General features: G+C 34.9%; 2 protein-coding genes. Both read left to right on the top strand.

All coding sequences use genetic code 11. The annotated features are described in order from the left end of the window. The first annotated feature begins 16 nt into the window (after nt 1-16). Nucleotides 17-1150, top strand: a complete 1134-nt coding sequence (locus D6734_05650; GenBank protein ID RMF95394.1) for a phospholipid carrier-dependent glycosyltransferase — start codon at nt 17-19, stop codon at nt 1148-1150. Next, a partial coding sequence (locus tag D6734_05645) for a phospholipid carrier-dependent glycosyltransferase (GenBank protein ID RMF95393.1) occupies nt 1137-2774 on the top strand: 1638 nt, incomplete at its 3' end. The genes D6734_05650 and D6734_05645, both read left to right, overlap by 14 nt.

Raw genomic sequence — 2774 nt, 5'->3', positions numbered from 1 at the left:
TTTTTTAACAACATCGTTGATATATGACTACTATGTTGCCTTTGCATCTCTTTTTATTTTTACATTTTCTCCGCTATCAATCTACTACTACAGGGCTTTTATGCCGGAATCACTTCTTCTTTTCTTTATTATTCTTTCTCTCTTTCTCATTATAAAATGGCAAAAAGAAAGAAAGACTATTTTTTTCAATCTTTCCATATTTTCTTTTTCCATTGCACTTTTAGTAAAAATATTAGTGCTTTTCCTTCTTCCTGTATTCCTCCTGATTATCTATACAAGTAACAATGATAAGCAAAAATCCTTTAAAAATATCTTGCTATTTACACTCCTTTCCTTGATATTGCCTGTCTGCTGGCATCTTCATGCATACTTAATTTATAAAGAAACAGGTTTGACCTTTGGAATTTTTTCTGGAGGATTCCTTAAATTCGGCACTATGTATGATTGGTCAAATTGGGGATTCTATGAAAAAATCTTCAAGCGTATCTTCATCCTTTTGTTGACACCTTTCGGTTTCATACTTTTTCTTTTTGGTATCTTCATAAAAGAGGAAAAAAAAGAAAACCTTTTCTTGTATCTTTGGTTAATCCTTCTGCCAATTGTTGTTATCGCAACATCAAAGGGCTTTTATGCTCACGACTACTATCTCATTTCATTTCTTCCGATGTTTTCTATGATTGCAGGAAAATCTATCCGGCCATTAATCCCCATGATAAAGAAGATTAATTCAAAAGTGCTCATCACACTGTTTCTCTTTGTCATTCTTTTGCCTCTTTCTTCTTATTATGCTCTTGTCGGCGATATGTATATTAAAGGAGGGCTCTATAAAATTAAATGGAATCTCATCGAGATGGGAAAATTCATAAAAGAAAATTCAGACAGGAACAGTTTGATAGCAATTGCAGGGACTCCTGACATTACACCCCTTCCCTGCCTATTTTATTTTTCTGAAAGAAAAGGTTGGTATCTTAAAAAAGATGACTTAAAGACAGAGGACGATTTAAAGAAAATAAAAGCAGACGGGGCTTCAATAGTAGCAACTATGGAGGTAAATGAATTTCCCATCTTAAAGAATTATGCCCAAAAAAAACCAAACAAAGTTATAAGAAAAAATGATTTCTTGATAATTATAATCAATGAACAAGAATAAATTTCAGCAGAATAGATATCGAATATTCATAGCACTATTCATTTTTGCAATTACCTTCTCCATTGTATTCATAACTGAAAAAGACATTGGAATCACTTGGGATGAAATCTACTTAAATGATGACGCCGCACGGATCTATGTTGAATGGATAAAGGAAGCATATAAAGGTATTCTATCTGGAAATTTTGATTTCCTCTCCAAAACCGTAATAGACAAATATTTTGGCGCAATTTCTGATGGAGGCAGAATCAACTGGCATCCGCCTTTTGCAAGAATAATCGGGGGCATTTCATGGAAATTCTTCACTCCCTATTTAGGAGAAATGAAAGCTTACCGACTTCCGTCTGCCCTTTTCTTCTCATTGGAAGCAATGCTGATTTTTCTGATTCTATCTCGCTTTTTCTCAATATCAGCAGGATTATTGAGTGTTTTCTCATTTATTCTGATGCCAAGGGTTTTTGCCCATTCTCACATCTTTGCTCTCGATACTCCTGTGTCAGCAATGTGGCTTCTAACAATTTACGCTTTCATTAAAGGGCTTGACGATGAAAAGTGGGCTATTTTCACAGGATTTATCTTTGGATTGGCGCTTTCGACCAAAATACATTCCGCTCTCATCCCCCTTTCAATTGCCATATGGTTTTTAATGACACGCAATAAAAGGATATGGAAAAATATTCTTTCAATAACACTATTCTCCCTTCCTACTTTTATCCTCTCATGGCCATGGCTTTGGTATGACACTTTTGCAAGAATCTTCAGCTTTGAAGATGACCAGATAGGAGACCTTACCTCGAATTTCAAAGTAACATATTATTTAGGCAAATCCCTTGCCTCTTCAATGCCATGGCATTATGTAAGTGTAATGTTTTTATCTACTATTCCACCTTTGATACTATTAGCATTCTTTTACGGAATTTACATAACGGTTAAAAAAAATTTGAACTTCATCAATGGAGAAAACAAAGAAAGGAAAGAGAAATGGGATATTGCGCTCCTTCTTCTTTCAAATGCAGTAATTATGCTTGCAGTTGCATCGGCGCCCGGCATACCTAAATACGACGGCGTCCGCTTATTCCTGCCTGCCTTCCCTTTTACAGCATCAATTGCAGGAATAGGTTTTCATTATATAATAAAAAACTTTTTTAAAAAAGAATGGTTGAAATATCTTGCAGGTTTGCTGTATATCGTTTTCCCTTTGATATCATTGATTAGAGTACATCCTTATGAGCTTTCCTATTACAATATCCTTGTTGGTGGAATTGAAGGCGCGAAGAAGATAGGTTTGGAAACAACATATTGGGGAGATGCATTTAACAGAGATTTTTTAAAGGTCATAGAAAAGAAATACTCGACGAAAAAGATTCTATATTGTGGCCTTCCTCAAAAAAAGAGACAGTTGAAATTCTATTACCGGAATGGATTAGTAGCTAAATCGATTCTCGACAACGCCACTTGCTCATCTGACGCATTCAAAAATGAAGGATATTATGATTATCTCGTCCTAAACTGCAGACAGGGAGTATTCAAAAAGCTTGAATGGTTTTATTACAACTTTCTAAAACCTGAATACAACACAATATTGGACGGCGTACCTCTCATCTCAATATATAAATCACCTTTC

The sequence above is a fragment of the Candidatus Schekmanbacteria bacterium genome, from assembly GCA_003695725.1.
GTDB lineage: Bacteria > Schekmanbacteria > GWA2-38-11 > GWA2-38-11 > J061 > J061.
The sequence above is the reverse complement of the archived record's forward strand: the minus strand, read 5'-3'. Positions and strand labels throughout refer to the sequence as shown.